At 70.4% G+C, this 26079-nt stretch carries 23 protein-coding genes; 6 read left to right on the plus strand and 17 right to left on the minus strand.

Annotation, left to right across the window (positions count from 1 at the left end; translation table 11 throughout):
- Positions 1–250 precede the first annotated feature (250 nt).
- A complete protein-coding gene (locus ACFC1J_RS03640) occupies positions 251–1699 on the plus strand; it encodes a DUF222 domain-containing protein (protein ID WP_375902525.1) in 1449 nt (482 codons plus the stop codon).
- A 103-nt stretch (positions 1700–1802) separates the two neighbouring features.
- On the opposite strand, the gene ACFC1J_RS03645 is transcribed toward ACFC1J_RS03640, so the two are convergent.
- Both ACFC1J_RS03645 and recO read right to left on the minus strand, forming a co-directional pair.
- A complete protein-coding gene (locus ACFC1J_RS03645; protein ID WP_375902527.1) occupies positions 1803–2612 on the minus strand; it encodes an isoprenyl transferase in 810 nt (269 codons plus the stop codon).
- Complete coding sequence (recO, locus tag ACFC1J_RS03650) at positions 2609–3337, minus strand: DNA repair protein RecO (protein WP_375902528.1); 729 nt, start codon at positions 3335–3337, stop codon at positions 2609–2611. Before recO ends, ACFC1J_RS03645 begins: the two co-directional genes overlap by 4 nt.
- 35 nt (positions 3338–3372) lie before the next feature.
- On the opposite strand from recO, the gene ACFC1J_RS03655 reads away from it, so the two are divergent.
- Complete coding sequence (locus ACFC1J_RS03655; protein WP_375902530.1) at positions 3373–4059, plus strand: trimeric intracellular cation channel family protein; 687 nt, start codon at positions 3373–3375, stop codon at positions 4057–4059.
- Positions 4060–4190: 131 nt separating this feature from the next.
- Here the strand turns inward: ACFC1J_RS03655 and leuA are convergent, their stop codons facing one another.
- Positions 4191–5954, minus strand: coding sequence for a 2-isopropylmalate synthase (gene leuA, locus ACFC1J_RS03660; RefSeq protein ID WP_375902532.1), 1764 nt, complete (start codon positions 5952–5954; stop codon positions 4191–4193).
- Positions 5955–6199: 245 nt separating this feature from the next.
- On the opposite strand from leuA, the gene thrC reads away from it, so the two are divergent.
- Complete coding sequence (gene thrC / locus ACFC1J_RS03665) at positions 6200–7621, plus strand: threonine synthase (RefSeq protein ID WP_375902534.1); 1422 nt, start codon at positions 6200–6202, stop codon at positions 7619–7621.
- A gap of 107 nt (positions 7622–7728) precedes the next feature.
- On the opposite strand, the gene ACFC1J_RS03670 is transcribed toward thrC, so the two are convergent.
- On the minus strand, positions 7729–8547 hold the full coding sequence (locus ACFC1J_RS03670) for a M57 family metalloprotease (protein WP_375902536.1): 819 nt from the start codon (positions 8545–8547) through the stop codon (positions 7729–7731).
- A 295-nt stretch (positions 8548–8842) separates the two neighbouring features.
- Between ACFC1J_RS03670 and ACFC1J_RS03675 the strand changes: the two genes are divergently transcribed.
- Complete coding sequence (locus ACFC1J_RS03675; RefSeq protein WP_375902538.1) at positions 8843–10633, plus strand: DUF2207 family protein; 1791 nt, start codon at positions 8843–8845, stop codon at positions 10631–10633.
- Between the two features lie 31 nt (positions 10634–10664).
- Here the strand turns inward: ACFC1J_RS03675 and ACFC1J_RS03680 are convergent, their stop codons facing one another.
- Genes ACFC1J_RS03680 through hrcA form a run of 9 tightly spaced genes read right to left on the minus strand, consistent with a single transcriptional unit; the run spans position 10665 to position 18662 of the window.
- On the minus strand, positions 10665–11606 hold the full coding sequence (locus ACFC1J_RS03680; RefSeq protein ID WP_375902540.1) for an NADP-dependent oxidoreductase: 942 nt from the start codon (positions 11604–11606) through the stop codon (positions 10665–10667).
- A gap of 1 nt (position 11607) precedes the next feature.
- Positions 11608–12528 carry a GTPase Era gene (era, locus tag ACFC1J_RS03685; protein WP_375902542.1) on the minus strand — a complete coding sequence of 307 codons (921 nt, stop codon included), beginning with the start codon at positions 12526–12528 and terminating at the stop codon, positions 11608–11610.
- Complete coding sequence (locus ACFC1J_RS03690; RefSeq protein WP_375902543.1) at positions 12518–13816, minus strand: hemolysin family protein; 1299 nt, start codon at positions 13814–13816, stop codon at positions 12518–12520. The genes era and ACFC1J_RS03690 overlap by 11 nt, the downstream gene beginning before the upstream one ends.
- Entirely contained in the window at positions 13813–14277 is a 465-nt protein-coding gene (ybeY, locus tag ACFC1J_RS03695) for an rRNA maturation RNase YbeY (protein ID WP_375902545.1), read from the minus strand. Before ybeY ends, ACFC1J_RS03690 begins: the two co-directional genes overlap by 4 nt.
- Positions 14274–15347 carry a PhoH family protein gene (locus tag ACFC1J_RS03700; RefSeq protein ID WP_292717837.1) on the minus strand — a complete coding sequence of 358 codons (1074 nt, stop codon included), beginning with the start codon at positions 15345–15347 and terminating at the stop codon, positions 14274–14276. Before ACFC1J_RS03700 ends, ybeY begins: the two co-directional genes overlap by 4 nt.
- Before the next feature lie 4 nt (positions 15348–15351).
- Positions 15352–15699: an HIT domain-containing protein gene (locus ACFC1J_RS03705; protein ID WP_045270491.1), complete on the minus strand. Its 348-nt coding sequence runs from the start codon at positions 15697–15699 to the stop codon at positions 15352–15354.
- Positions 15700–15737: 38 nt separating this feature from the next.
- On the minus strand, positions 15738–16466 hold the full coding sequence (locus ACFC1J_RS03710) for a 16S rRNA (uracil(1498)-N(3))-methyltransferase (protein ID WP_375902547.1): 729 nt from the start codon (positions 16464–16466) through the stop codon (positions 15738–15740).
- Between the two features lie 5 nt (positions 16467–16471).
- Positions 16472–17578, minus strand: a complete 1107-nt coding sequence (gene dnaJ, locus ACFC1J_RS03715; protein ID WP_375902548.1) for a molecular chaperone DnaJ — start codon at positions 17576–17578, stop codon at positions 16472–16474.
- A gap of 49 nt (positions 17579–17627) precedes the next feature.
- Entirely contained in the window at positions 17628–18662 is a 1035-nt protein-coding gene (gene hrcA / locus ACFC1J_RS03720; RefSeq protein ID WP_375902549.1) for a heat-inducible transcriptional repressor HrcA, read from the minus strand.
- Positions 18663–18811: 149 nt separating this feature from the next.
- Between hrcA and ACFC1J_RS03725 the strand changes: the two genes are divergently transcribed.
- A complete protein-coding gene (locus tag ACFC1J_RS03725; protein ID WP_375902551.1) occupies positions 18812–20251 on the plus strand; it encodes a carboxylesterase/lipase family protein in 1440 nt (479 codons plus the stop codon).
- A 14-nt stretch (positions 20252–20265) separates the two neighbouring features.
- Here the strand turns inward: ACFC1J_RS03725 and hemW are convergent, their stop codons facing one another.
- The 3 genes from hemW to ACFC1J_RS03740 are packed head-to-tail and all read right to left on the minus strand — an operon-like array spanning position 20266 to position 23147.
- Complete coding sequence (gene hemW / locus ACFC1J_RS03730; protein ID WP_375902552.1) at positions 20266–21501, minus strand: radical SAM family heme chaperone HemW; 1236 nt, start codon at positions 21499–21501, stop codon at positions 20266–20268.
- 13 nt (positions 21502–21514) lie between these two features.
- Complete coding sequence (locus ACFC1J_RS03735) at positions 21515–22165, minus strand: DUF1990 family protein (RefSeq protein WP_375902554.1); 651 nt, start codon at positions 22163–22165, stop codon at positions 21515–21517.
- Between the two features lie 46 nt (positions 22166–22211).
- The gene (locus tag ACFC1J_RS03740; RefSeq protein ID WP_375902556.1) at positions 22212–23147 is read right to left on the minus strand and encodes a DMT family transporter; all 936 of its coding nucleotides are present in this window, start codon (positions 23145–23147) and stop codon (positions 22212–22214) included.
- 97 nt (positions 23148–23244) lie between these two features.
- Here ACFC1J_RS03740 and ACFC1J_RS03745 point away from each other — a divergent pair, with 97 nt between their 5' ends.
- The gene (locus tag ACFC1J_RS03745) at positions 23245–24066 is read left to right on the plus strand and encodes a LysR family transcriptional regulator (protein ID WP_375902558.1); all 822 of its coding nucleotides are present in this window, start codon (positions 23245–23247) and stop codon (positions 24064–24066) included.
- A 9-nt stretch (positions 24067–24075) separates the two neighbouring features.
- Here ACFC1J_RS03745 and lepA read toward each other — a convergent pair whose 3' ends face one another.
- Positions 24076–25929 carry a translation elongation factor 4 gene (gene lepA / locus ACFC1J_RS03750; RefSeq protein ID WP_375902560.1) on the minus strand — a complete coding sequence of 618 codons (1854 nt, stop codon included), beginning with the start codon at positions 25927–25929 and terminating at the stop codon, positions 24076–24078.
- Between the last annotated feature and the right edge of the window lie 150 nt (positions 25930–26079).

Genomic DNA, 26079 nt, shown 5'->3' on the forward strand with positions numbered 1-26079 from the left:
CGCGCCGCGGGCGCGGCGGGCGCCCGCCACGCGCGCGCGATCCATCGGTGGCTGCGCGGTCATTCGGCGGCTGCGCGGTCATTCGGGGGCTGCGCGGTCATTCGGGGGCTGCGCGGTCATTCGGGGGCTGCGCGGTCATTCGGGGTCGGAATCGTCCTCCACATTCCCGTCTTCGGCCGACTTATCCCCTGTTTGGAAATCTGGGTTGATCTGGGGTTCGAATGTCGGTGGTGGCGGGGAGGGTGGGGGTATGAAGACGTTGGACGCGATCGCGGCGCTGATCCCGACCCTGGCCGGGCGGATCAGCGCGGATGCGACCGCGTCGGACGTGCACGCAGCCATCGAGAACCTGGACGATGCCGGGGCTGTTGCGGTGCTTCGGGAGGCCGGTGAGGTCGGCCGGCTGGTGGAGCAGGTGCAGGTGATCTGCGCCGGGGTGATCGCACGACGCTCCACCCGGGACGCGGGGCATACAGGATTGGCGCAGGCGCGCGGACACCGGTCGGCGGCGTCTCTGGTTCAGGAACTCGGCGGGATGACGAAGGGCGAAGCCGCCCGGCAGGTGCGAGTCGGGGAAGCACTGCTCGACGATGCGGCTGGTTCGGACGCCGCGGCTGACCTGTCCGGCGTCGATGCGCCCGACGCGACCACCGCGATTGATTGGCGACAGATACTGCGGGACGGGCTGCGGTCAGGGGTGGTGACTTCGGCGCAGTTCGATGCGATCCGTCGAGGGCTCGGCGATCCACCTGAGGGCGCCGGCGATGCGTGGGCGGAGGCCGCCATGCAGCTGATCGACGAAGCAGGGCGGCGGACCGTGGAGGAACTGGCCGCATCGGCACGGACGATCCGGGACCTGCTCGACCCGGACGGGGCCGAGGCCAGGTTCCTGGCCCGGTATGAGAAGCGGGCGTTCCGGACCTGGTTCGACCCGGACGGTGTCCGGCGGGCGTCGATCGCGTTCGACGACGAAGGCGGCGCCTACCTCGACACGATCTTCAACGCCGCGTTGCGGCCCCGCCGCGGCGGACCCCGATTCGTCGACCCCACCGAGAAAGCCTCCGCCGCAGACCTCGCCGCGGATCCACGCACCAACGACCAGCTCTCCTACGACCTGCTCCTCGACCTCATCCGCGCCGGAGCGCTCGCCGACCCTGCCGCCATGTTCGGCACCCGGCAAGCCGGACTCCGGCTCGTCCAGCAGATCACAGGCGACGGCGCACCCGCCCGGGTGGCGGTCACCGAAGACGGGCTCACCGCCCTCCCCGCCACGGTCGCCGAAAGACACCTCTGCGACACCGGAACCCTCCCCATCACCGTCGACACGAGTGGGAACCCGCTCGACGTGGGACGCGAATCACGACTGTTCACCCCGACACAACGCATCGCACTCGCCACCCGCGACGGCGGATGCCGGTGGACCGGCTGCGACCGGCCCGCGTCCTACTGCGAAGCCCACCACATCGACGAATGGGCCCGAGACGACGGCCACACGAACATCGACCGCGGCATCCTGCTCTGCCGGTTCCACCACATGCAACTCCACCACAGACAATGGCACATCACCCGCCACCGGAAGGACGACTTCGTCCTGCACCACCCGGGCGGGGAACAGAACGTGCTGCACCCGAGACTCCCCCTCCGCTACGCCTGGGGAGACATCGACCCACCACCCCGACGGTTCCACCCCGCCGCCTGAACCCACCCCCAAGAAGGGCAAGGTCAGACCAGGCCCGCGTGCCCGCAGCGCGGCGCCGTCATTCCGGAGCCACCGTCGCCGCCGCCGCTGAAGCCCCGCGAACTCAGACCCCGGAAACAGCGTCGGGCGTATCGACCGCCCCGCCGAAACGGCGGTCACGGGAGAGATAGACCCCGATCGCCCGCCACAGCTCCTCGCGGGAGAAATCCGGCCACAGCGTGTCCAAGAACACCATCTCCGCATACGCCGACTGCCAGAGCAGGAAGTTCGACGTGCGCTGCTCCCCCGAACTGCGCAGGAACAGATCCACATCGGGCATGTCCGGAATGTACAGATGCCGACGGATCGCCTTCTCCGTGATCGCACTCAGGCGCATCCGCCCGGCCTTCACGTCCTCGGCGATCGCACGCATCGCATCGACGAGCTCGACGCGCCCGCCATAGTTGATGCACATCGTGAGCGTGAGCGTGTCGTTGCCTCGCGTCAGCTCCGACGCGTACTCCAGTTCCTTGATGACGGAACCCCACAGGCGCGGCCTGCGCCCCGCCCACCTGATGCGCACGCCCCACTCGTTGAGCTGGTCGCGACGACGGTGCAGCACGTCGCGGTTGTACCCCATGAGGAAGCGCACCTCCTCGGGAGAGCGCGCCCAGTTCTCCGTCGAGAACGCATACACGCTGAGGTGCTTGACGCCGGCCTGAATCGCACCGGCCACGACGTCGAGCAGCACCTCCTCCCCCGCCTTGTGCCCCTCGATGCGGTTGAGTCCGCGGCGATTCGCCCAGCGGCCGTTGCCGTCCATGACGATCGCGACATGGTTCGGTACGGCGGGGAACGCAGGCGGCTGCACGCCGGTCCAGTCCAGCGGACGGTACGGGACGGCGTCCTTGTGCGTGTACGGCTTGGGGCTCAACGGGTTCCCTCCACGAGCGAGAGCGAGCGGATCCCCCGCTCGAGATGCCACTGGGCATAGGCGGCGATGACACCGGACGCGGCCGCGGTGTCGCGATCGGATGCGGAGTCCACGCGCTCCCAGTCTCCCGCGATCAGGGCGCGGAGCACCTCGATCGCCGTCGCAGGAATGCGCGGACTGCCCACCGGCGCGCACTCGTCGCAGACGATGCCGCCCATCTGGGCGACGAACACCGAGTGCGGACCGCGCTTCGCGCAGCGCGCGCAGTCGTCGAACGACGGCGCCCAGCCCGAAAGCGCCATGACGCGCAGCAGATAGGAGTCCAGGATGCTGCGAGAGGCGTGCTCGCCGCGCGCGAGGGCGCGCAGCCCGCCCACGAGCAGCAGATACTGGTCGGGCGTCGCCTCGGAGTCGTTCAGCCGATCGGCCGTCTCCACCATCGCGTTGGCGGCCGTGTAGCGGTCGTAGTGCAGGGCGATATCGGCACCGTAGGAACCGAGGGACTCGGCCTGCTGCACGATATCGAGCGAACGGCCCTGGTACAGCTGCACGTCCGCCACCATGAACGGCTCGAGCCGCGAGCCGAACTTCGACGAGGTGCGGCGCACCCCCTTCGCCACAGCCCTGACCTTGCCGTGCGCACGAGAGAGCATCGTGACGATCCGGTCAGCCTCGCCGAGCTTGTGGGTGCGCAGGATCACCGCTTCATCTCGGTAGGTGGGCATTCCTCGATCATCCCACTCCCGGGGACAATAGAGCTGTGACCGAACCGACCTTCACCATCCCGCTGTGGGCCGATCTGCTGGGCGTGGGCCTGGGCGGTGTGCAAGGCGCCTTGTTCGCGAGCGGCTTCCGAGGCGAACGCCGCCTCGACCTGCTCGGCGTCGCCATCATCGGCATCATGATCGGCATGGGCGGCGGTCTTATCCGCGACATCCTCCTCGGCCAGCCGCCCGCCTCGCTGCACAGCAACTGGTACCTGCTCACCGCCGGAGGCGCAGCGCTCGTGGGCATGCTGCTCGCCGGCCTCTTCCAGCGCCTGAACGCCGTGGTCGTCGGCCTCGACGCCGTGGTGATCGGCATGTTCGGCGCCTTCGGCACCAGCAAGGCGATCGCGTTCGGCCTGCCCGAAGTGCCCGCCGTGTTCATCGGCGTCTGCGCCGCCGCCGGCGGAGGCGTCCTCCGCGACATGCTCATGGGCCTGCCGGTGTCGATCATGCACGTCGGCTCCCTCTACGCGGTCGCCGCCGGCGCAGGCTGCGCCTTCATCGTGGTCGCGCACGGACTCGGCATGGGCATCGTGCCGGCCGCGATCATCGGCATCGTCCTGACCGCGATCATCCGCGTGCTCGCCGTGGCTTTCGACCTGTCACTGCCCGAGCAGCGCGCCCTCTACCGCCGCCGCGTCGCCGCCGAGACCGGGATGATCCCGATCATCCGCCCCTGATACACGCCTGCGCCCCTGATCCGGCAGGTTCTGCCGGATCAGGGGCGCAGGCGCAGTCACGCGGACGGTTGCGCCGCGGACGGATCCTCCGCACACGGGGTGACGATGCGGAGAAGCTCTGGTGCGACCGCTCAGGCCGTGACGAAGTCCGCGTCGGCGGCGGCCCTGGCGCGGATGGAGCGGTTCACGCAGGACACGATCGCCTTGAGCGACGCCGTCGAGATGTCGCCGTCGATCCCGACGCCCCACAGCCGCTGGTCGCCGACCTGCAGCTCGACGTACGCCGCCGCCTGGGCGTCTCCGCCGGTCGAGAGCGTGTGCTCGACGTAGTCGTACAGCGAGATCTCGAAGCCGCGCTCGCGCAGCACCTCGATGAACGCCGCGACGGGACCGTTTCCGCGCCCCTCCGCCTCGACGCGCTCCTCGTCATCGCGCAGCACGACGTCGAGCGTGACGTCTCCGGACATGTCGCTGTTCGTGCGCGTGCCGAGCAGCTCGAACCGCCCCCACTTGGCGTCGTCGGCCGAGGCGGGCAGGTACTCGTCGTTGAAGATCGCCCAGATCTGCTCGCTGGTGACCTCGCCGCCCTCGGCGTCGGTCTTGCCCTGCACGACCCCGGAGAACTCGATCTGGAGCTTCCGCGGCAGGTCGAGGGCATGATCCGTCTTCAGCAGGTACGCGACCCCGCCCTTGCCGGACTGCGAGTTGACCCGGATGACGGCCTCGTAGGAGCGACCCAGATCCTTCGGGTCGACCGGCAGGTAGGGCACGCCCCACTCGATGTCATCGACCGTGACGCCCTGCTCCTCGGCCCGCGCGGCCATCGCCTCGAAGCCCTTCTTGATCGCGTCCTGGTGCGATCCGCTGAACGCCGTGAAGACCAGATCGCCGGCCCACGGGCTGCGCTCCGGCACCGGCAGCTGGTTGCAGTACTCGGCCGTGCGCTTGACCTGGTCGATGTCGCCGAAGTCGATCTCGGGGTCGATCCCCTGGGTGAACATGTTGATGCCCAGCGCGACGAGGTCGACGTTGCCGGTGCGCTCGCCGTTGCCGAACAGGCATCCCTCGATGCGGTCGGCGCCGGCCATGTAGCCCAGCTCCGCCGCCGCGATCGCGGTGCCCCGGTCGTTGTGCGGGTGCAGCGAGAGGATCACGTTCTCGCGGTGGTTCAGGTGGCGGCTCATCCACTCGATCGAGTCGGCGTAGACGTTGGGAGTGGCCATCTCGACGGTCGCCGGCAGGTTGATGATCACCTTGCGGCCGGGGCTCGGCTGCAGGATCTCCAGGACCTCGTTGCAGACCTCGACGGCATACTCGAGCTCGGTGCCGGTGTAGCTCTCGGGCGAGTACTCGTAGTAGACCTCGGTGTCCGGGATGCGCTTCTCGAACTCGCGGCACAGCCGCGCCCCTTCGAGCGCGATCTGCTTGACGCCCTCACGGTCGGAGCGGAAAACGACCTCGCGCTGCAGCACGCTGGTGGAGTTGTAGAAGTGCACGATGGCCTGCTTGGCACCGGCGATGGCCTCGTACGTGCGCTCGATGAGGTGCTCGCGGCACTGCGTCAGGACCTGGATCGTCACGTCGTCCGGGATCAGGTCCTCTTCGATGAGCTGACGCACGAAGTCGAAGTCGGTCTGGCTCGCGGACGGGAAGCCGACCTCGATCTCCTTGTAGCCCATGCCGACGAGCAACTCGAACATCACGCGCTTGCGCTCGGGCGACATCGGGTCGATGAGCGCCTGGTTGCCGTCGCGCAGGTCGACCGCGCACCAGCGCGGCGCCTTCGTGATGCGGGCGGAGGGCCAGGTGCGATCGGGCAGGTCGACACGGATCTGCTCGTGGAACGGACGGTACTTGTGGACCGGCATCGCGGAGGGGCGCTGGTTGTTCATCATGAGGGGTTGCTCTTCTCGTCGCTTCAAGTGTGGGGCGGGCCAACACGAACACCGCGACGAGTGGGGCCCTCAGATACGGGACTCGTCGCGGCAGCTAAGAAGAAGCAGACCGCCTGCGCGCATGCGGCCATGCTAGCACGGCGTCATCCGGACCGCGGGGCTGTGACGGACCTGCGAGAATCGATGCACGCGGACCCGCACGCCTACGAGCGGATCCAAGACGCCTGACTTTCGAGGAGCATCTCGTGCAGTACATCTCCACCCGCGGTGGCGGGGAGCCGAAGACCTACAGCGAGGCGCTCCTGGAGGGGCTGGCCGTCGACGGCGGCCTGCTCGTCCCGGAGCAGCTGCCGAAGGTCGACGCCGCGACCCTGGAGTCCTGGCGCTCACTCGGCTACGCACAGCTGGCGACCGAGGTGCTCGGCCTGTTCGCGACGGACATCCCGCGCGAGGACCTCGCGGCGCTCTGCACCGCCGCCTACTCCCCCTCCGTCTTCGCGGCTCCCGTGCCGCTCACGCCGATCGGCGGCGGGATCACGCTCGTCGGGCTCTCCGAGGGCCCGACGCTGGCGTTCAAGGACATGGCGATGCAGTTCCTCGGCCAGGCGCTCGAGTACGCCCTCGAGCGCACCGGCGGCGTGCTGAACATCGTCGGCGCCACCTCGGGCGACACCGGGTCGGCCGCCGAGCACGCCCTGCGCGGCAAGGACCGCATCAGCGTCTTCATGCTCTCGCCGCAGGGCCGGATGAGCCCGTTCCAGCGCGCGCAGATGTACTCGCTGCAGGACGCGAACGTGCACAACATCGCCGTCGACGGCGTCTTCGACGACTGCCAGAACCTGGTCAAGGACCTCGCCGGCGACCTCGACTTCAAGAACGCGCAGCACCTCGGCGCGGTCAACTCGATCAACCTCGCGCGCATCACGGCGCAGGTCGTGTACTACTTCTGGGCGTGGCTGCGGGCGACCGACGATCTCGACGCCACGGAGCGAGAGGGCTTCGAGGTGTCGTTCGCGGTGCCGTCCGGGAACTTCGGCAACATCCTCTCCGGCTTCTTCGCCCGGGGCATGGGCCTGCCGATCCGCCAGCTGGTGCTCGCTGCGAACGAGAACAACGTGCTGGACGAGTTCTTCCGCACCGGCGTCTACCGCCCTCGCAGCGCCGCGCAGACGCTCGCAACGTCGAGCCCGTCGATGGACATCTCCAAGGCCTCGAACCTGGAGCGCTTCATCTACGACCTCGTCGGCCGCGACCCGCAGGGTGTCGTCGGCGCGTGGGACGACCTGTCCCGCACCGGTGCGTTCGACTTCACGGCGGATCTGCCGCGCTTCGCCGACGAGTTCGGGATCGTCAGCGGCACCAGCACGCACGCCGACCGGCTCGCCACGATCCGCGCCGTGCACGAGACGAGCGGCGCCATCATCGACCCGCACACGGCCGACGGCGTGAAGGTCGCGCGCGCGTTCGTGGAGGACGGCGTGCCGATGCTCGTGCTCGAGACCGCCAAGCCGGAGAAGTTCGGTGAGACGATCACCGAGGCGCTCGGCATCGAACTCCCGCTGTCGGACGAGCTGCAGACCCTGCTCGCCGCCCCGCAGCGCGTCACCGAGATCCCGAACGACGAGGCCACCCTGCGCACGATCATCGAGACGAGCGCGCTGCACTGACGCGTTCGCACCCGACCGCCTTCGCCGTCAGGGCCGCGCTCTGACGCAGACCGGGCCCGGTCGAGATCGACCAGGCCCGGCAGCGGAGAACTCGGAGGAGCGGCTGCTCAGCTTCCGTAGAGCGAAACGACACCCGTCACGTCGGTGCTGGTCATCGACAGGTCGTCGGACGTCCCATTGCACTGCGGGTAGTGCATGATCGAGGACGAGTCGTACGGCGTCAGCGGACGCCAGTTGTTGTCCTCGAAGCACGTGCCCGACTCCGGACGGGTGTGCTCATGACGGAAGCCCAGCACGTGGCCGAGCTCGTGGCCGAGGATGTTGGTCGGCGTCCAGGCTCCCGAGCTCCAGATCGAGTCATCGATGAGCACGTTCTGCTGACGGTCCGCCGTGCTCGGGAAGAACGCCCGGGCGATGTACTGCGAGGTCTGCACGGGCTCGACCGAGAACAGCACGGACTTGTTCCGCGTCGTGCAATTGCCGTCGGCGCTGCTGACGTACACGAAGTCGATCTTCGACGAGGCGGCCTCCCAGAGTGCGGCACCGCTCGCCATCGCGTTCACGACATCGTCGTGACGCGCGCCGAACGCCGTGCTCACGCAATAGGTGAGGTCGCCCACCTGCGCGTCCGACCATCGATCATCGGCCCCGTTGACCGTGTTGACGATGAGGCCGTCCAACGGCGTCTCCGGGCCGACCATCTTCTCGTAGAAGGTGCGCAACTGGCTCTGATTCGACAGAACCTCGTCGCCGTTGACGATGTAGCTGCCGTCGACGTCCCGATACGTCGATGCGGCGAACTCCTGGTAGGACGGAACGTCGGTGTTGTCATCGGGGGTTGCTGCGCCGGCTGCCGGGATGACCGTGCCGACTGTGAACGCGACGGCCGCGGTGGCGGCGAGCGCGAACTTTCTGGTGAGTCGCATGCAGTTGCTCTTTCTGAACTGAGTGGACCCCTCGCCAGGCCGGCGAGCGGACTCCGGCCCATCCGACGAGCGCCTTTGCGTCACCTGTGAAGCCGAAGTCCGACCCACGTTGCCGACGACGTCCACCGATGTCAACCGCGCGACCGGCGCGTCGCGCAATTTCTTCTACCAAGGCCAGAAATCGCCGGGCCATCCGGCGCGCTCCGGTGCGGATGCGCCGAGCGGAGGTGGCACGAGGGGACGCGGCCGATGTCGGCGGCGCAGACCCACGGCGGGAATGGCTAGTCTGGCTGGCATGACGGCTCGACTGCGCGCCCGGCTGCTCGCCCTGCTCGGCGCCCTCGCCATCGTGGTGGCCCCGCTGCTGGCGGCACCCGCCGCGCACGCCGACACGAACGACTTCTCCTACGCCTCCTGGGATGCGCAGTACCAGCTCAGCCGCGACGCGGACGGCCGCGCGATGCTGACGGTGACCGAGACGCTCGTCGCGGACTTCCCCGAGTTCGACCAGAACCACGGCATCCTCCGCGGCCTGCCGACCTGGTACGAGGGCGCGCCGCTCGGACTGCACGTCGTCTCGATCACGGATGGTGCGGGCACGGCGGTGCCGTACGACGACAGCGAGACCGATGACGGCGAGCGTCAGCTGAAGATCGGCGATCCTGACTCCTACGCGCACGGCCGCACCACCTACGTGATCCGGTACACGATGCGCGACGTCGTGCACCGCCCCACCGACCGGGCGATCGACGAGTGGTACTGGAACCTGCTGCCGCTGAACTCCGCGCAGCCGATCGCCCATTTCTCGGCCGAGCTGTCGTTCGCCCCCGAGGTCGATGCCGCCATGGTCGGCGCTCCCTCCTGCTACGCGGGTCCCGCCGGCGCCACGGTTCCATGCACGCTCTCCCCCGTCACGGAGACCGGCGGGTTCGCCGTGACGCAGGATGAGATCCCCGCCGGATCCGGCGTCACGGTCGCGTTCCCGATGCAGGAGGGAACCTTCGCGCAGGCGCCGGCCCGACAGCCGGATCCGATGACGGATGTGGCGCCGTACCCCGTCGCTGGCCTCGCCGCGGTGCTCGCGATCGGCGGCCCGATCCTCGGCATCGGGCTGCTGCGCCGGAACGGGCGCCGCAGCGGTCGCGGCATCGTGGTCGCCCAGTACGACGTGCCCGACGCGCTTCCGCCCGTTCTCGCCGCCGAGATCGAAGGACGCAAGCCCGTCGCGGACTCCGCAGAGATGGTGCATCTCGCCGTCCATAAGGCGATCCGCATCTCCGATGGCGAGAGCAAGCCGGTGCTCGAACTGCTCGACCCGTCCATCGCCCCCGATGCACTCGACGCAGAGGCGCTGCACGCACTGTTCCCCGGGAATCCCGTCGGCACCACGCTGCATCTCGAGGTGCCGAACGATGCACTGGTCACCCGGCTCAAGGCGCTCTCCGGATCCGCCCACGTCGCCGCGTTCGAGCGCGGTCTGCTCACGCGGCGGCGCTCGGTGCTCGCGGTGGTCCTGAGCGTCCTCGCACTGGCGGCGGGCCTCGGCGCGGTCGCGCTCGCCGTACCAGGCATGGCGGTGGGCCGCCCGGCCGCCATCGCGACCTTCGTGGTCGGGATCGTCGCATCGGCGATCGCGCTCGTCGCGCTCCTCTTCTCACTGCCGCGCCGCGCGGTGCTCACGCCGCAGGGTGCCGAGACGCGCGAATACCTGCTCGGGGTGCGCGAGTACATCCGGCTGGCCGAGGCGGACCGGATCCGCATGCTGCAGTCCTACCGGGGCGCGGAACGCCGCGCGGACGGCACGGTGGACGTCATCGTGCTGTACGAGCGGCTCCTGCCCTTCGCGATGCTGTTCGGCATGGAGCGGGAGTGGGGCCAGGTGCTCGCCGTGCAGTACGAGCACGACGGCATCACGCCCGGCTGGTACTACGGCTACACGGGCGCGAGCTTCGCAGGGTCGCTCAGCGGCATGAACAGCTCGCTCAGCCCGACCCCCACACCGAGCACCTCATCCAGTTCCAGCGGTTCCTTCGGCGGCGGGTTCTCCGGCGGAGGAGGCGGTGGCGGATCCTCCGGCGGATGGTGAGACCGGCGGCGTCGCGCTCCCTGGCCGCCCGTCAGGGGATCAGCGCGAGCTTGCCGCCGGGGTGCCCCTCGGCGAGGAAGCGAGTGGCCTCGACGGCCTCGGAGAGCGGATAGGTGCGGGCGAGGGGCACCACGAGACGTCCCTCGTCGGCGAGGCGGACGAGCTCGCCGCGGATGCCGTCGCGGAATGCGGTACTGGCGGGTTGCGTCCCGGCGATGGCCCCGAAGCCGTGCTCCGCGGCACGACCGGGTGCCGCGATCGTCACGATCCGCGTGCGATCCTCGACCAGCGCGAGGGACACGTCGATCGCCTCGTCCGTGCCGATCGTATCGAGCGCCGCGTCCGCCGGAAGGCCCACGGCGCGCACCCGGTCCAAGAGACCGTCGCCGTACGCGACCGGGATCCCACCGAACCCGCGCACGCGCTCCGCACCGGCCGCGCTCGCGGTCCCGATCACGCGGACGCCGCGCAGGGCGGCGAGCTGCAGCACCATGACGCCGACCGCGCCCGAGGCGCCGTGCAGCAGGATCGTCTCCCCCGCGCCGGCGTGCACGCGGTCGAGCATCTCCGCCGCCGTGGTCCCGGCGAGCAGCAGGTTCGCCGCCTCGCCGTGCGACAGCGGCCCTGGCTTGAGGAAGGCCTTCTCCGCGGGGATCGTGAGCGCCGTCGCGTAGCCGCCCTGCACGCGGAAGGCGACGACCTCATCGCCGACCCGCGCCTCACCCGATCCGATCCGGGTGCCGGGTCCGATCGCGAGGATCTCGCCGGAAATCTCGTAGCCGATCGGGACCGGCAACGCGACGCCGGGCCTCGGCGCGGCGACGTGCTTGCGGTCGGCCGGGTTCATCCCGGCGGCGCGCACGCGGATCGTGACCTCACCCTGTTCCGGATCCGGTGCCGTCGTATCGGCCAGTCGCCAGCGCTCCGGACCGCCCCAGTCCTGGGCGATCCACTGCTGCGCGGCGACGCTCACGTCAGAACCCCAGCCGGCCGAGCTGCTTCGGGTCGCGCTGCCATTCCTTGGCGACCTTCACGTGCAGACCGAGGAACACCCGGGTGCCGAGCAGCTCCTCGATCCCCGCACGGGCGGTCGCGCCGACATCGCGGAGCCTGGCGCCCTTGCGTCCGATGATGATCGCCTTCTGGCTGTCCCGCTCCACCACGATCGAGGCGTGCACGTCGGTCAGATCGGAGTCCTCGCGGCGCGCGATGTCGTCGACGACGACCGCGATCGAGTGCGGCAGCTCGTCGCGGACGCCTTCGAGGGCCGCCTCGCGGATCATCTCGGCGATACGGTCCTCGGTGGACTCGTCCGTGACGATGTCGTCCTCGTACAGCGACGGCCCCTCCGGCATGAGCGAGAGCACCTCGTCCGCGAGCACGTCCAGCTGGACCCGCGTGAGCGCGGAGAGCGGGATCACGGCCGCCCAGTCCTCGCGCAGGGAGTCGACCTCCATGAGCCGCTCGGTGATCTCGTCCCGCTCGGCGATGTCGACCTTGGTCACGATCGCGATCTTCTTCGCCCGCGGGTAGCCGTCCAGCGATGCGGCGATGCGCTTGTCACCGGGGCCGACCTTCTCGGTCGCCGGCACGCAGAAGCCGATCACGTCGACGTCGCCGAGCACCTGCCCGACGAGGTCGTTCAGACGTTCGCCCAGCAGAGTGCGAGGGCGGTGGATCCCCGGGGTGTCCACGATCACGAGCTGCCCGTCCGGACGGTTCACGATGCCGCGGATCGCGCGCCGCGTGGTCTGCGGCTTCTCACTGGTGATCGCGATCTTCTCGCCGACCAGCGCGTTCGTGAGCGTGGACTTGCCGACGTTCGGCCGGCCCACGAAGGTCACGAAACCGCTGCGATGCGGGGTCGGGTTCTCGGTGTCGCGCTCATCGCTCATCGTGGTTCTCCTTGTTCTGATCCCCCGCGAGCGGCTCCTCGGCCCGCTCGACGAAGACGTATTCGATGCCGCGCCCGCGGCCCCGCGAGGCGCCGCCGGTGAGGAGCAGCCCGCGCACGACGGCCGTCGCGCCGGGAGTGGGGATGCGGCCGAGCTCCTTGCCCAGGAGCCCGCCGATGGAGTCGACGTCGTCGTCCTCGAGCTCGACGCCGAACAGCTCGCCCACGTCCTCGAGGCTCATCCGCCCGCTCACCCGGTAGTGCCCCGGCTCGAGCTCGACGATCTCGGCGCCGGGCCGGTCGTACTCGTCGGAGATCTCCCCGACGAGCTCCTCGATGAGATCCTCCATCGTGACGAGGCCGGCGATTCCGCCGTGCTCATCGATCACGATGCACACGTGCACGGCCTCGCGCTTCATCTGCTGCAAGAGGGTCTCGGCGCGCATCGATTCCGGCACGAACACCGCGGGCCGGGCGAGCCGGCGCACCGAGGCCGCCCGCCAGCTGCGGTCATCACGGTAGGCGAACTGCACGAGGTCCTTGAGGTAGAGCACCCCGACGACGTCGTCGGCCTCGTCGTCGACGACCGGGATGCGCGAGACGCCCCTGTCGAGGAAGAGATCCATCGCCTCGGAAGTGGTGGCGGTGGCGTCCACCGTGACCATGTCGGTGCGCGGCACCATGACGGCGCGGACGAACTGATCCGTGAAGTCGAAGACGGAGTGGATCAGCTCGCGGTCGTCCGCCTCGATGAGGTCATGCGACGCCGCCTCGTCGACCATGCTGAGCAGCTGCGTCTCGGTCGCGAACGTGCTCCGCCCCGCCCCCGGCGTGACCCGGCTGCCGAAGACGGCCAGTCCCTGCGCGATCGGGCCCAGGATGACGCGGACCGCACGGATCGTGGGAGCGCATGCGCGCAGCATCGCGTCGGCGTGCTGACGCCCGAAGGAACGGGGACTCGCCCCGACGAGGACGAAGGTGATGCCCGTCATGATCACCGCGGCGGCGAGCATCGCCCACCAGATCTGATCGTCGAACAGCAGCACGAAGGCGACCGTGACGAGCACCGCCGCCGCTGTCTCCACGAAGACGCGCATGAAGGCGACCGCGTTCGCGTGCGGTTCCGGATCCGCGGCGATCCTGGCGAGGGCGGGCGCATTGCGCCCCTCGGATCCCATCTCCTCCAGATCCGCCCGGGAGGTCACCGAGAGGGCCGCGTCGATCGCGGCCATGAGCCCGCCGAAGGCGACGAGCAGGATCGCGCCGGCGAGCAGCAGGAATGGCGTCATCGACCCTGGGCGCGCTCGTCCGCGGCGAAGCCGGCGATGAGCTCGCGCTGCAGGCCGAACATCTCCTTCTCGTCCTCGGGCTCGGCGTGGTCGAATCCGAGCAGGTGCAGGAGTCCGTGCGTCGTGAGCAGGATCAGCTCGTCCATGAGCGCGTGCTTGGCCGCGGCGGCCTGGGTCTCCGCGACCTGGGGGCACAGCACGATGTCGCCGAGCAGCCCGGGCGGGGTGGGACGGTCGATCGTGCCGGGACGGAGCTCGTCCATCGGGAAGCTCAGCACGTCGGTGGGCCCCGGCTCGTCCATCCACTGCACGTGCAGCGCCTCCATGGCGCCCTCGTCGACGAGGACGATCGCGACGTCCGCATCCGCGCTGACGTTCAGCTGGCCGAGGTTGCGCTCGGTGAGGCGCAGAAGCACCGTCTCGTCGATCGCGATGGCCGACTCGTTGTTGATCTCGATCATTTCAGGCCTCGTTTCGGCATGCGGTCTCGGGGTCCGGGGCGCTGCTGCCCCGCGCGGCGCTCGGCGCGATTGGCGAACTCCGCCGCCTGCTCGCGCTCCGTGCGGGCCGCGGTGCGCTGCTCGTCGTACTCGGTGTACGCGTCCACGATGCGGCCGACCAGCGAGTGGCGCACGACGTCGTCGCTCGTGAGGCGCGAGAAGTGGATGTCGTCGATGTCCTTCAGCACCCGGGTCACGACCCGCAATCCGGACGCGCCCTGAGGGAGGTCCACCTGCGTGATATCGCCCGTGACGACCATGCGGGTGCCGAACCCGAGCCGGGTGAGGAACATCTTCATCTGCTCCGGCGTGGTGTTCTGCGCTTCGTCGAGCACGACGAACGAGTCGTTCAGCGTCCGGCCGCGCATGTACGCGAGAGGGGCGACCTCGATCGTGCCGCTCGCCATCAGGCGGGGCACGATCTCCGGATCCATCATCTCGTTCAGCGCGTCGTAGAGCGGGCGCAGATACGGGTCGATCTTGTCGGTGAGGGTTCCGGGCAGGAATCCCAGCCGCTCCCCCGCTTCGACGGCCGGGCGCGTGAGGATGATCCGCTCGACCTCCTTGCGCTGCAGGGCCTGCACGGCTTTCGCCATCGCGAGGTACGTCTTGCCGGTGCCGGCGGGGCCGATGCCGAACACGATCGTGTTCTCGTCGATCGCGTCGACGTACTCCTTCTGGCCGAGCGTCTTCGGCCGGATCACCCGTCCGCGCGTGGACAGGATCGCCTCGCCGAGGACCTCGCTCGGGCGCACTCCCTCGCGCTCCAGCATGCGCGCGGACTGCGCGACGTCGCTGGGGGCGAGCGCATGCCCGGAACGCGTCAGCTCGATGAGCTCGTCCACGAGCTTCTGCGCCGAGCGCACCGCGGCCGGCTCACCGGTCAGGGTGACCTCGTTGCCGCGCACCATCACGTCGACCGCGGGATGCTCCTTCTCGAGCATGCGCAGCAGCCGGTCCTGGGGACCGAGCAGCTGCACCATCGCGACCCCGTCCACCTCGATGCGGGCCGAGGTCATCGACTCCGCCATGTCCTCAGAAGCCAACGAGCTTGTTCTCCTCGAGATTGCCGAGCACGTGGGCGTGCACGTGGAAGACGGACTGAGCGACGCTTGCGCCGTTGTTGAAGATCAGGCGGTACTCGCCGTTCGCGTGCTCGTCGGCGATCTCCTTGGCCGCGGCGACCATCTTCGCCATGAGTCCAGGGTCGCCCGCGGCGAGTTCGGTGACGTCGCGGAACTGCTCGGACTTGGGGATCACGAGCACGTGCAGCGGTGCCTGCGGATTGATGTCGCGGATCGCGAAGACGTCGTCGGTCTCCAGCAGGATCTCGCCGGGGATGTCCCCGTTCAGGATGCGCGTGAAGATCGAGGGTTCGCTCATGCGTCCAGTCTATCGGCGCGGTGCCGCGCGACGGCGGACTACCAGCGACCGCGCGCCACGTTCAGGACCGCGATCGCGGCGGGTCCCGCGGTCGAGGTGCGCAGTACGGTGTCGCCCAGCAGCACGCGCTCCGCACCGGCGGCGACCAGCCGCTCGATCTCCTCGGGAGCGATCCCGCCCTCCGGTCCCACGACCAGCACGATGTCGCGCTCGTCCGGAACCAGGGCGGAGAGCGAAGCGGGGGCCGTGGGATCCAGGATCAGCACGCGCTGCGTCACCGCGCGGCGCGCCAGATCTCCGGTCGTCTCGACGGCCGCGACCTCCGGGATCCAGGACCGGTGCGCCTGCTTGGCGGCCTCGCGCACGATCGTCGACCAGCGCTCCCGGCCCTTCGCCGCCTTGGCGCCCTCCCACCGGGAGACGCTGCGCGCGGCCTGCCAGGGCACGATCTCGTCGACGCCGAGCTCGCACGCCGCCTGCACCGCGAGCTCGTCGCGGTCGCCCTTCGCGAGCGCCTGCACGAGCAGGATCCGAGGGTCGGGCCGGGGGTCCTGCCGGCGCGAGAGGATCCGCACCTCGACGAGACCGGGCGCCGCCGACGCGACCTCGCCCTCGAGCCAGGCGCCGGCCCCGTCGCCGAGCGTGATCGGCTCGCCGATCCGCACCCGGCGCACGACGGCCGCGTGCTTGGCCTCGGCGCCGGTGAGGGCGACGACCGATCCGGCCGTCGCCGCCGTCGCATCGGGCGTCACGAAGTGCAGGGCCATCGCGATCAGCCCCGGAAGCGGTCGCGCAGCTTGGAGAACAGCCCCTGGTGGAACTCCGCGAGCTTCGGCCCCGGCGCCTTGGTGCGCTTGGCGAAGTCCTCGATGAGCTGGCGCTCCTTGTGATCGAGCTTCGTCGGCGTGAGCACCTGCACGCCCACGCGCAGGTCGCCGCGCTGGCTTCCGCGCAGCGGCGTGACACCGCGGCCCTTGATCGTCAGCACGTCGCCCGACTGCAATCCCTGGCGTATTTCCAGATCGACGGGTCCGTCCAGAGATTCGATCGTCGTCGTGGCGCCGAGGATCGCATCGCTCATCGCCACCTCGAGGGTCGCGAGCAGGTCGTCGCCATCGCGGCTGAACCGGGCGTGCGGGGCGACGGTGACCTCGACGTACAGGTCGCCGTTCGGGCCGCCGGCGCGGCCGACCTCACCGGATCCGGGCAGCTGCAGGCGGAGGCCCGTCTCGACGCCCGCCGGGATGTCCAGCCCGACCGTACGACGCGAGCGCACCCGGCCCTGGCCGTTGCAGGTCTGGCACGGGAACGGGATCGTCGTACCGAAGCCCTCGCAGGAGCCGCACGGCGCCGTCGTGATGACGTTGCCGAGCAGGCTGCGCACCTGCTGCTGGACGTGGCCCGACCCTCCGCAGATGTCGCACGTGACGGGCGAGGTGCCCTCCTGGCAGCAGGATCCCTGGCATGTTTCGCAGAGCACGGCCGTGTCCACCTCGATGTCGCGGTGGACGCCGAACACGACGTCGCCGAGCTCGAGCGTGACGCGCACGAGGGCGTCCTGACCGCGCTCCCGGCGCGACCGGGGTCGTGCTGCACGCGCCCCTCCGCCGCCGAAGAAGGTCTCGAAGATGTCGCCGAAGCCGCCGAACCCTCCGAACCCGCCGTTGCCGTTCTGGTCGCCGCCCATGTCGTAGCGACGCCGGGAGTCGGCGTCGCTCAGCACGTCGTAGGCGTGCGTGACGAGCTTGAACCGCTCCGCCGCGTCCTCGCTGGGATTCACGTCGGGGTGCAGCTGACGCGCGAGCCGCCGATACGCCTTCTTGATCTCATCCTCGCTCGCATCGCGCGAGACGCCGAGGACCTCGTAGTGATCCGTCACCATCGCCTTTCCGGGCCGCCGAGCGGCGGCACGTGTGTTCTGCGGCCGCTCAGCGGCCGGACTCGTCGTCTTCGAGCAGCCTCGACAGGTAGCGGGCCACGGCCCGCGCCGCCGCGAGATTGCTCGGGTAATCCATCCGGGTCGGCCCCATCACGCCCACGCGTGCGGTGCCGCCGTGCGTCACGTAGTCACTCGCCACGATCGATGCCTCGCCGAGGCCGAACGCCGCGTTCTCCGTACCGATGCTCGCCGCGAGGCCGTGCTCGTCGACGCGCATCTCGCTCATCAGCCGCAGCAGCGTCACCTGCTCCTCGATCGCTTCGAGGAGAGGGTGGATGCTGCCCCGGAAGTCGTGCTCGCGCCGAGCGAGGGTCGCCGCCCCCGCCATCACCAGGCGCTCCTGGCGGAACTCCGCGAGTTCCTCCGCCACAGCGCGCAGCACGGCGGCGCGGGCCGCGTCGACACGAGGGCCGTACGACGTCTCCGCCGCCGCCTCCACGCGCTCGGCGCCGCGACGCACCGAGCGGCCGGTCAGCAGCTCGGTGATCACCGCGCGGAGCAGCCCCAGCTCGGCGTCGTCCAACTCGACCGGCAGCGGGACCATCCGCTGCGAGACGCCGCCCGCGTCGGTGACGAGCACGATCAGCAGCCGGTTCGGAGCGAGGGCGACGAGCTCGACGTGCGTGATGTGGGCGCGGGCGAACGACGGGTACTGGGCGAGAGCGACCTGGCCCGTGAGGCGGGTGAGCACGCGCACGGTGCGCACCATGAGGTCGTCGAGGTCGGCAGGATCCGCGAGGAAGGCCGTGATCGCGCTGCGCTGGGCCGCCGAGAGCGGACGCACCTGTGCGAGGTGATCGACGAACACGCGGTAGCCCTTGTCCGTCGGCACCCGTCCCGAGGAGGTGTGCGGGGCGGCGATGAGATCCTCGTCCTCGAGCTGGGCCATGTCGTTGCGGATCGTCGCGGCGGACACGCCGAACGCGTGGCGCTCCACGATCGACTTGCTGCCGACCGGCTCATTCGTCTCGACGTAGTCCTCGACGATGGCGCGGAGCACCTGGAGTCCGCGTTCTGAGACCATCGCTCCTCCTCACCGTTGGCACTCGTGCATCCTGAGTGCCAATCCTAACCTGCCGGGCCCTGCGACAGGCTCAGGGACCGGGGATGTCGAGGATGCGGCAGGGCCCGGATCCGGGCGGCGGAGGACGCGGCACTCCCTAGGATGTGGCCATGGACCACGACGTCGTGCGCACAAGGATCTCCTCCGGCGAACTGATCGGCCGGCGCGGCGACGGCATCGATCGGTATCTCGGAGTGCCGTACGCCGCGCCGCCCTTCGGCGCAGGGCGCTTCCGGTCGCCCCGGCCCGTCGATCCCTGGTCCGCGCCGCGCGACGCCGCGGCGTTCGGCCCGACGGCTCCGCAGCTGCCGTACGCGGGAGCGACCGCGGAGATCCTCAGCAGCCTCCGCATCGACGGCGACGACATCCTCACGGCCAACGTCTGGACGCCGGCCGGCACGGACGCCGCCCCGGTGGTGCTGTGGATCCACGGCGGCGCTCTCGAACGCGGCACAGCCGCACTGTCGACGTACGACGGCACCGCGTTCGCGCGGGACGGCGTCGTGTTCGTCAGCGTCAACTACCGACTGGGATCCGAGGGCTTCTCCGTGCTCGCGGACGCGCCGCGCAACCTGGGTCTCCAGGACGTCGCGGCGGCCCTGCGCTGGGTGCGCGATGAGATCGCGGCGTTCGGCGGCGACCCCGGCCGGATCACGCTCATGGGCGAATCGGCCGGAGGAGCGCTCGTCGCCGCGCTGCTCTCCCGGCCCGACACCCGGGCGCTCGTTCGGGGCGGGATCGTGCAGTCCGGCCCGCTCGAGGCGCAGACCCCGGAGCGCGGCGGCCGCGTGACCCGCCAGCTCGCGAAGCGGCTCGGCGTCGTGGCCACGCGCGAGGCTTTCGCCTCGCTCGCCCCGGACGCCCTGCTCGAGGCGCGACGCGCCCAGGCCGCCGGATCGTCCCCGCTCGGCGGCGCCCCCGGCTTCCAGCTGGTGCGGGATGCCGAGTCGCTGCCTCTGTCCCCGCACGAGGCGCTCGCCGACGCCGACGTGCCGCTGCTGATCGGCACGAACACGGACGAGTACCGGCTCTGGTTCCCGCCCGAGGCCGTGACGGGGATCCGGCCGTCGAAGCTCCTGCTCGCGCGCCTCGCCCTGCGGATCCCCGCCGCGGCAGCCCGCGCCGTGCGCGCCGATCATCCCGGCGCGAGCACCGGCGAGGTGTTCGGCCAGCTGGCCACGGACCTGCTGCTGCGCGCACCGGCCACCCGGACCGCGCGGACGCGCACCGCCCCCACCTTCCTGTACGAGTTCTCCTGGCCCAGCCCCGTGCGCGATCTGCGCGCGGCGCACGCGCTCGAGCTCCCGTTCGTGTTCGACCGCCTCCACGATCCGGAGAGCGCCAAGATCGCCGGCTCCACGCCGCCCCAGCGGCTCGCCACCGCGATGCACGATGCCTGGGTGCGCTTCATCCGCGACGGGGATCCCGGCTGGCCGGCGTTCGACGCGCAGCGCACGGCGGCGCTGTTCGACGGCGCGGGCGAGGATCCCGTGGTCGGACCGCAACGGCGGACGGCCGTGGTGGACCTGCTCCCGACCGAGAAGGGCTGACTGCGGCGGCGCGCTCAGGCGGTCAGGGCGCGCACCACGGCGTCGGCGAGCAGTCGTCCGCGCAGCGTGAGCACGAGGGTGCCACGCAGCGCGGCACCGGCGTCGACCAGGCCGTCCGCGATGAGCCCCGCGACCCTGGTGCGCGCATCGGGAGCGATCGCGTCGAGCGGCATCCCCTCCGACATCCGGGAGCGCAGCAGGATCCGCTCCAGCTGAGTGGCCTCCGCATCGGGGCGCTCTGTGGCCGCGGCCGGTGACTCCCCCGCCGCGAGCCGCTGCGCGTACGCGGCCGGATGCTTCACATTCCACCACCGCAGGCCAGCGACGTGGCTGTGCGCTCCGGGCCCGAAACCCCACCAGTCCGTGCCGCGCCAGTACGCCATGTTGTGCCGGGAGCGCTGATCCGCTCCGCCCCGTTCCCCGGGCCGGCGGGCCCAGTTGCTCACCTCGTACCAGTCGAAGCCGGCCTCGCCCAGCAGACGATCGGCGAACTCGTACATGTCCGCCTGCAGGTCGTCATCGGGAGCGGGCACCTCGCCGCGGCGGATCTGGCGGGCGAGCTTGGTGCCGTCCTCGATGATCAGCGCGTACGCCGAGATGTGATCCGGGTCCAGGTGAATCGCGGTCGTCAGCGAGGAGCGCCAGTCCTCCAGCGACTCCCCCGGCGCGCCGTAGATGAGGTCGACGCTGACCGCCAGCCCGGCGGCACGGGCCGCCTCGACGGCGGTGCGCACGTTCTCCGGCCGGTGCGTGCGGTCGAGCGCCGCGAGCACGTGCGGCACGGCGGACTGCATGCCGATCGACATGCGGGTCACCCCGGCCGCCGCGAGTTCCTCGGCGACCTCGGGCGTCACCGTGTCGGGATTGGCCTCGACGGTGACCTCGGCGCCGTCGGCGATGCCGAACGCGCCGATCACGGCGCCGAGCATGCGGCCGAGGTCGCCCGCCGGCAGCAGCGTCGGCGTGCCGCCACCGAAGAACACCGTGCTCAGCGGGCGCAGCGGACCGCGCTCGGCGAGCACGTCGCGCGCCAGGGCGATCTCCTGGATCAGCGTGTCGGCGTACGTGTCCTGACGCGCCCCGCGCAGTTCGGACGCGGTGTACGTGTTGAAGTCGCAGTAGCCGCAGCGCACACGGCAGAACGGCACGTGCAGGTACGCGGAGAACGCGGCATCCGAGTCGATCCGCAGATCGGCGGGCAGTCGGCCGTCCGCAGGAGCCGGATCCCCGAGCGGCAGGGGGCCGGCCATCAGGAGGAGACCATCAGACGGGCGTCGCGTACAGCGGGGAGATCGCGCGCAGATACCGGGCGAACAGCTCGCGCCGACGGCGCTTCACCAGGTACGGGAAGCTGCGGTACAGGAAGCTGTTCGGGCGGTCGAAGGCGCGCACGGTGAACCACACCTCGTCGGCGTCGTTCCACTCGATGTCGAACGACTCCTCACCGCTCACCACGGATCCGGCGACGGTGCCCAGCACGAAGCCGATCCGGTGCGCCTGCTCGGTCACCGAGATCACCCGCAGCTCGGCGTCCGCACGCATGCCGGAGACCCGTCCGTGCAGCTTGAGGGTCATCCCGGGGCCTGCCCAGGGCGTGCCGTCCTCGTCGTAGCGCGGCTCGACCTCGGTGGGGCTCGGGGCGATCGGGGCACCCTCGGCGTCGAAGCTGACCCCGGCGTACCCGGGGCTCGAGGCAGGGCGCACATCGGTGAGCTGGAGCCCCGCCGCACGCTGCGCCGTCCAGGAGAGCAGGGCGTCGCCGGCGGTGCGGAACCGCTCCTCGCCGCTGCCGAGCCGCCACGACTCCTCTGCGGGGACGCTGCGCTCCGGCGGATACTGCATCAGGTCGGGCGCGTGGGTCGCCCCCACGGCGGCATAGTCCACCGTTCCTTCTCGGAATGTCCCGCGACGCATGACAACCAGACTACTGGCCGAGCCCGACGGACTCATCCAGGTTCTCCTAAGGCTGGGATGCTGCTCGCGCGGGCGCGCGCGAGTCCGACACCGGATCCTGGGCGGTCCGATCCGCCGCGGGAGGGCGGTCGTCGCCGAGTCGCAGCACCGAGGCGGCCGCCCCGAGCGCGAGCCCGACCACTCCTGCCACGGAGAGCGGCTCGCCCAGCACGATCAGCGCCGCGACCGCCGTGGCCGCAGGGATCACGCTGAACAGGATCGACGCGGCGTCCGCCCCGACGGCGCGCACGAGCGCCGAGTACAGCACGGTGCCGCCCAGGCCGATCGCGACGATCGCGCCGAGGAGCGCCCAGGAGGCGGGATCGGCGGGCGGACGCGGGGGCTCCGTGAGCGCGAGCACACCCACGACCGGAACGGAGACGACGACGCCGATCAGCGTGAACATCGCGGGGTGGACCTCGCGCAGCGACCGCCCTTGCCAGAGCGCCCCGAGCGAGACCGCCAGGAGCGATCCTCCTACGGCGAGGATCACCGGCCCGATCCGCGGATCCGCGAGCACGATCGGCAGGCAGGCGACGATGACCGCCGTCGCTCCCAGCGCGGTCGACAGCAGCGCCCGGCGCGAGGCGCGCCGGCGCAGGATCAGGCGGGAGAGCAGCGCGGTGACGACGGGGTTCATCGCGATGACGAGAGCCGTGAACCCCGCGCCGACGCCGTGCCCGAGCGCCCAGTACGTGCCGACGAACTGCCCTGCCTGCGAGAGCAGCCCGGCCCCCGCCGCCACCGCCAGAAGGCGACCGCGCGGGAGGGGCGTGCGCAGCAGCGCGCATACCGCGAGCAGCACGAGCACGGAGAGCCCGAAGCGGAGCAGGAGCAGCAGGAAGGGGCTCATGGTGCGCAGGGCGAGCGAGGTCAGCGCGTAGTTCACCGCGTAGAGCGTCACCATGGTGCACGCGGAGACGGCGACGGTCGTTCTGGTCATGCCGCCAGGTTCGCCGCTCGCCGCGTCAACACCCGCATCTCATCACGAATCCTGATGGATAACCTCTCCCGTCGTCGTGGTGGCGCAGGATGGATCCATGAGCAGCATGGAGATCGCGGAGCTGCGCAGCCTCGTCGCCGTCGCGGCGTTCGCGGGCGTCGGCAGGGCGGCTGCCGCGCTGCATCTCTCCCAGCCCACGGTCTCGGCGCACTTGCGGCGCCTCGAGGGCGCGCTCGGTCTGCCCCTCGTCGAGCGACGCGGACGCAGCATCGCGTTCACCGTCACGGGCGAGTCTCTCGTGCGCGACGCGCATCGCATCGTCGCGCTGCACGATGAAGCCCTCGACCGGATCGTCGGGACGCCGGGGGACGACATCGTCGTCGCGTCGACCGACATGGCCAACGCGTCCGTCCTGCAGACGGTGACCAGGGTGCTCTCCGATCGGCACCCCGAGCGGCGAGTCCGGTTCCGGTTCCACCGCACCGACAGCCTGCGCCGCTTCGTCCGCACGCACACCGCCGACGTGGTCCTCGGCTACGGCGACCTCGGCCCTGGGCGCATCGACATCGGGCCCGTCCCGCTCGCCTGGTTCGGCGCCGCAGAGGTCGCCGCCGACGCCGGGCTCGTCGTCTTCTCACCGCCGTGCACCCTGCGCGACGCGATCCTCACCGCCCCTGCGGGCGAGCGGCGCACGGTCGTGCGCGAGTGCCTCGATCTGTCCAGCGTGCTCGCAACCGTGCGCTCGGGCGCGGGGATCACGGCGCTGCCGGCCTTCCACCGGACCGAATCGCAGCTCCGCGAGCTCGACCTGCCCGCGCCCCCGCCGCTCCCGCTGACGATGGTCGCCTCAGAGCGCATCCCCACGGACACGCGGAACGCCCTCGTCGAGGAACTGCGCCGAGCCGTCGCGAGCGTCTGAGGCTGACGCCTACTTCTTGTCCTTGCCCTCGACGTCTCCCGAGAGCGCGGCGATGAACGCCTCCTGGGGGACCTCGACGCGGCCGACCATCTTCATGCGCTTCTTGCCCTCCTTCTGCTTCTCGAGGAGCTTGCGCTTACGGGTGATGTCGCCGCCGTAGCACTTGGCGAGCACGTCCTTGCGGATGGCGCGGATCGTCTCGCGGGCGATGATGCGGGCCCCGATCGCGGCCTGGATCGGCACCTCGAACTGCTGTCGAGGGATGAGCTTGCGCAGACGCTCGGCCATCATCGTGCCGTAGGCGTACGCCTTGTCGCGGTGCACGATCGAGCTGAACGCGTCGACCTTGTCGCCCTGCAGCAGGATGTCGACCTTGACCAGATCCGCCTCCTGCGAGCCCGCGGGCTCGTAGTCCAGCGAGGCGTAGCCCTGCGTCTTGGACTTCAGCTGATCGAAGAAGTCGAACACGATCTCGCCGAGCGGGATCATGTAGCGCAGTTCGACGCGCTCCTCGGAGAAGTACTCCATGCCCAGCAGCGATCCACGACGCGACTGGCACAGCTCCATCACGGTGCCGACGTAGTCCTTGGGCAGCAGGATGGCCGCCTTCACCATCGGCTCGGAGACGGATCCGATCCGTCCGTCCGGGTACTCGCTGGGGTTCGTGACGGTGACCGTCTCCCCCGTGTCGGAGGTGAGGACCTCGTAGATCACGCTCGGCGCGGTCGTGATGAGGTCGAGCCCGAACTCGCGCGACAGCCGCTCGGTGATGATCTCCAGGTGCAGCAGCCCCAGGAATCCGCAGCGGAACCCGAAGCCGAGCGCGACCGAGGTCTCCGGCTCGTACTGCAGCGATGCGTCCGAGAGCTTGAGCTTGTCGAGCGCCTCACGCAGCTCCGCGTAGTCGCTGCCGTCGATCGGGTAGATGCCGCTGAACACCATCGGCTTCGGGTCGGTGTACCCGGCAAGGGCATCGATCGCCGGCTTGCGCGCGTTCGTGATCGTGTCGCCGACCTTGGACTGGCGCACGTCCTTCACGCCGGTGATGAGATAGCCCACCTCGCCGACGCCGAGGCCCTTGCCCGGCACGGGCTCCGGGCTGGAGACGCCGATCTCGAGCAGCTCGTGGTTGGCGCCCGTGGACATCATCTGGATCCGCTCGCGCGGCGAGAGCTTGCCGTCCACCATGCGCACGTAGGTGACGACGCCGCGATAGGCGTCGTACACGGAGTCGAAGATCATGGCGCGGGCGGGGGCGTCCGCGTCGCCGACCGGGGCCGGGATCTCCTGCACGAGGCGGTCGAGCAGCTCCTCGACGCCGACGCCGGTCTTGCCGGAGACGCGCAGCACGTCGTCGGGGCTTCCGCCGATGAGGTCGGCCAGCTCCTTCGCGTACTTCTCCGGCTCGGCCGCGGGAAGGTCGATCTTGTTGAGCACCGGGATGATCGTGAGATCGTTCTCGAGCGCCAGGTACAGGTTCGCGAGCGTCTGCGCCTCGATGCCCTGCGCGGCGTCGACGAGGAGGATGGCGCCCTCGCACGCCGCGAGCGAGCGGGACACCTCGTACGTAAAGTCGACGTGGCCCGGCGTGTCGATCATGTTCAGCGCGAACGTCTCGCCGTCGATCTGCCACGGCATGCGCACGGCCTGGCTCTTGATCGTGATGCCGCGCTCGCGCTCGATGTCCATGCGGTCGAGGTACTGGGCGCGCATATCGCGGTCCGACACCACGCCCGTGATCTGGAGCATGCGGTCGGCCAGGGTCGACTTGCCGTGATCGATGTGGGCGATGATGCAGAAGTTGCGGATCTGCTGCGGGGGCGTGGCGGCCGGCTGCAGCGGAGTGAGGGCGCGAGGTGACATGGGGTCCTGAACGATGCGGGGTCCGGCGAACGGATCGGGCTGGCCCGGAGTGAACCGGGTATCCCGACGATTCTACGGGAGCGCCCGGCACGGCCACCCCGCGCGCGCTTCGCCGTCTTCGGCACGCACGGACTGAGGCGTGCCTCATCC

The organism is Microbacterium sp. NPDC056052 (assembly GCF_042266785.1).
Taxonomy (GTDB): Bacteria; Actinomycetota; Actinomycetes; order Actinomycetales; family Microbacteriaceae; genus Microbacterium.

What these genes read in the sequence shown, in the direction of transcription:
- ACFC1J_RS03710 (WP_375902547.1), bottom strand. Translation starts at nt 16,466, where the DNA reads ATGGCCCTGCACTTCGTGACGCCCGATGCGACGGCGGCGACGGCCGGA.
- ACFC1J_RS03705 (WP_045270491.1), bottom strand. Translation starts at nt 15,699, where the DNA reads ATGAGCGAACCCTCGATCTTCACGCGCATCCTGAACGGGGACATCCCC.
- hrcA (WP_375902549.1), bottom strand. Translation starts at nt 18,662, where the DNA reads ATGGTCTCAGAACGCGGACTCCAGGTGCTCCGCGCCATCGTCGAGGAC.
- lepA (WP_375902560.1), bottom strand. Translation starts at nt 25,929, where the DNA reads ATGTCACCTCGCGCCCTCACTCCGCTGCAGCCGGCCGCCACGCCCCCG.
- ACFC1J_RS03670 (WP_375902536.1), bottom strand. Translation starts at nt 8,547, where the DNA reads ATGCGACTCACCAGAAAGTTCGCGCTCGCCGCCACCGCGGCCGTCGCG.
- ACFC1J_RS03735 (WP_375902554.1), bottom strand. Translation starts at nt 22,165, where the DNA reads ATGCGTCGCGGGACATTCCGAGAAGGAACGGTGGACTATGCCGCCGTG.
- ACFC1J_RS03690 (WP_375902543.1), bottom strand. Translation starts at nt 13,816, where the DNA reads ATGACGCCATTCCTGCTGCTCGCCGGCGCGATCCTGCTCGTCGCCTTC.
- ACFC1J_RS03745 (WP_375902558.1), top strand. Translation starts at nt 23,245, where the DNA reads ATGAGCAGCATGGAGATCGCGGAGCTGCGCAGCCTCGTCGCCGTCGCG.
- ACFC1J_RS03700 (WP_292717837.1), bottom strand. Translation starts at nt 15,347, where the DNA reads ATGGCGGAGTCGATGACCTCGGCCCGCATCGAGGTGGACGGGGTCGCG.
- ACFC1J_RS03675 (WP_375902538.1), top strand. Translation starts at nt 8,843, where the DNA reads ATGACGGCTCGACTGCGCGCCCGGCTGCTCGCCCTGCTCGGCGCCCTC.
- ACFC1J_RS03640 (WP_375902525.1), top strand. Translation starts at nt 251, where the DNA reads ATGAAGACGTTGGACGCGATCGCGGCGCTGATCCCGACCCTGGCCGGG.
- ybeY (WP_375902545.1), bottom strand. Translation starts at nt 14,277, where the DNA reads ATGATCGAGATCAACAACGAGTCGGCCATCGCGATCGACGAGACGGTG.
- ACFC1J_RS03725 (WP_375902551.1), top strand. Translation starts at nt 18,812, where the DNA reads ATGGACCACGACGTCGTGCGCACAAGGATCTCCTCCGGCGAACTGATC.
- ACFC1J_RS03740 (WP_375902556.1), bottom strand. Translation starts at nt 23,147, where the DNA reads ATGACCAGAACGACCGTCGCCGTCTCCGCGTGCACCATGGTGACGCTC.
- leuA (WP_375902532.1), bottom strand. Translation starts at nt 5,954, where the DNA reads ATGATGAACAACCAGCGCCCCTCCGCGATGCCGGTCCACAAGTACCGT.
- era (WP_375902542.1), bottom strand. Translation starts at nt 12,528, where the DNA reads ATGAGCGATGAGCGCGACACCGAGAACCCGACCCCGCATCGCAGCGGT.
- hemW (WP_375902552.1), bottom strand. Translation starts at nt 21,501, where the DNA reads ATGGCCGGCCCCCTGCCGCTCGGGGATCCGGCTCCTGCGGACGGCCGA.
- recO (WP_375902528.1), bottom strand. Translation starts at nt 3,337, where the DNA reads ATGCCCACCTACCGAGATGAAGCGGTGATCCTGCGCACCCACAAGCTC.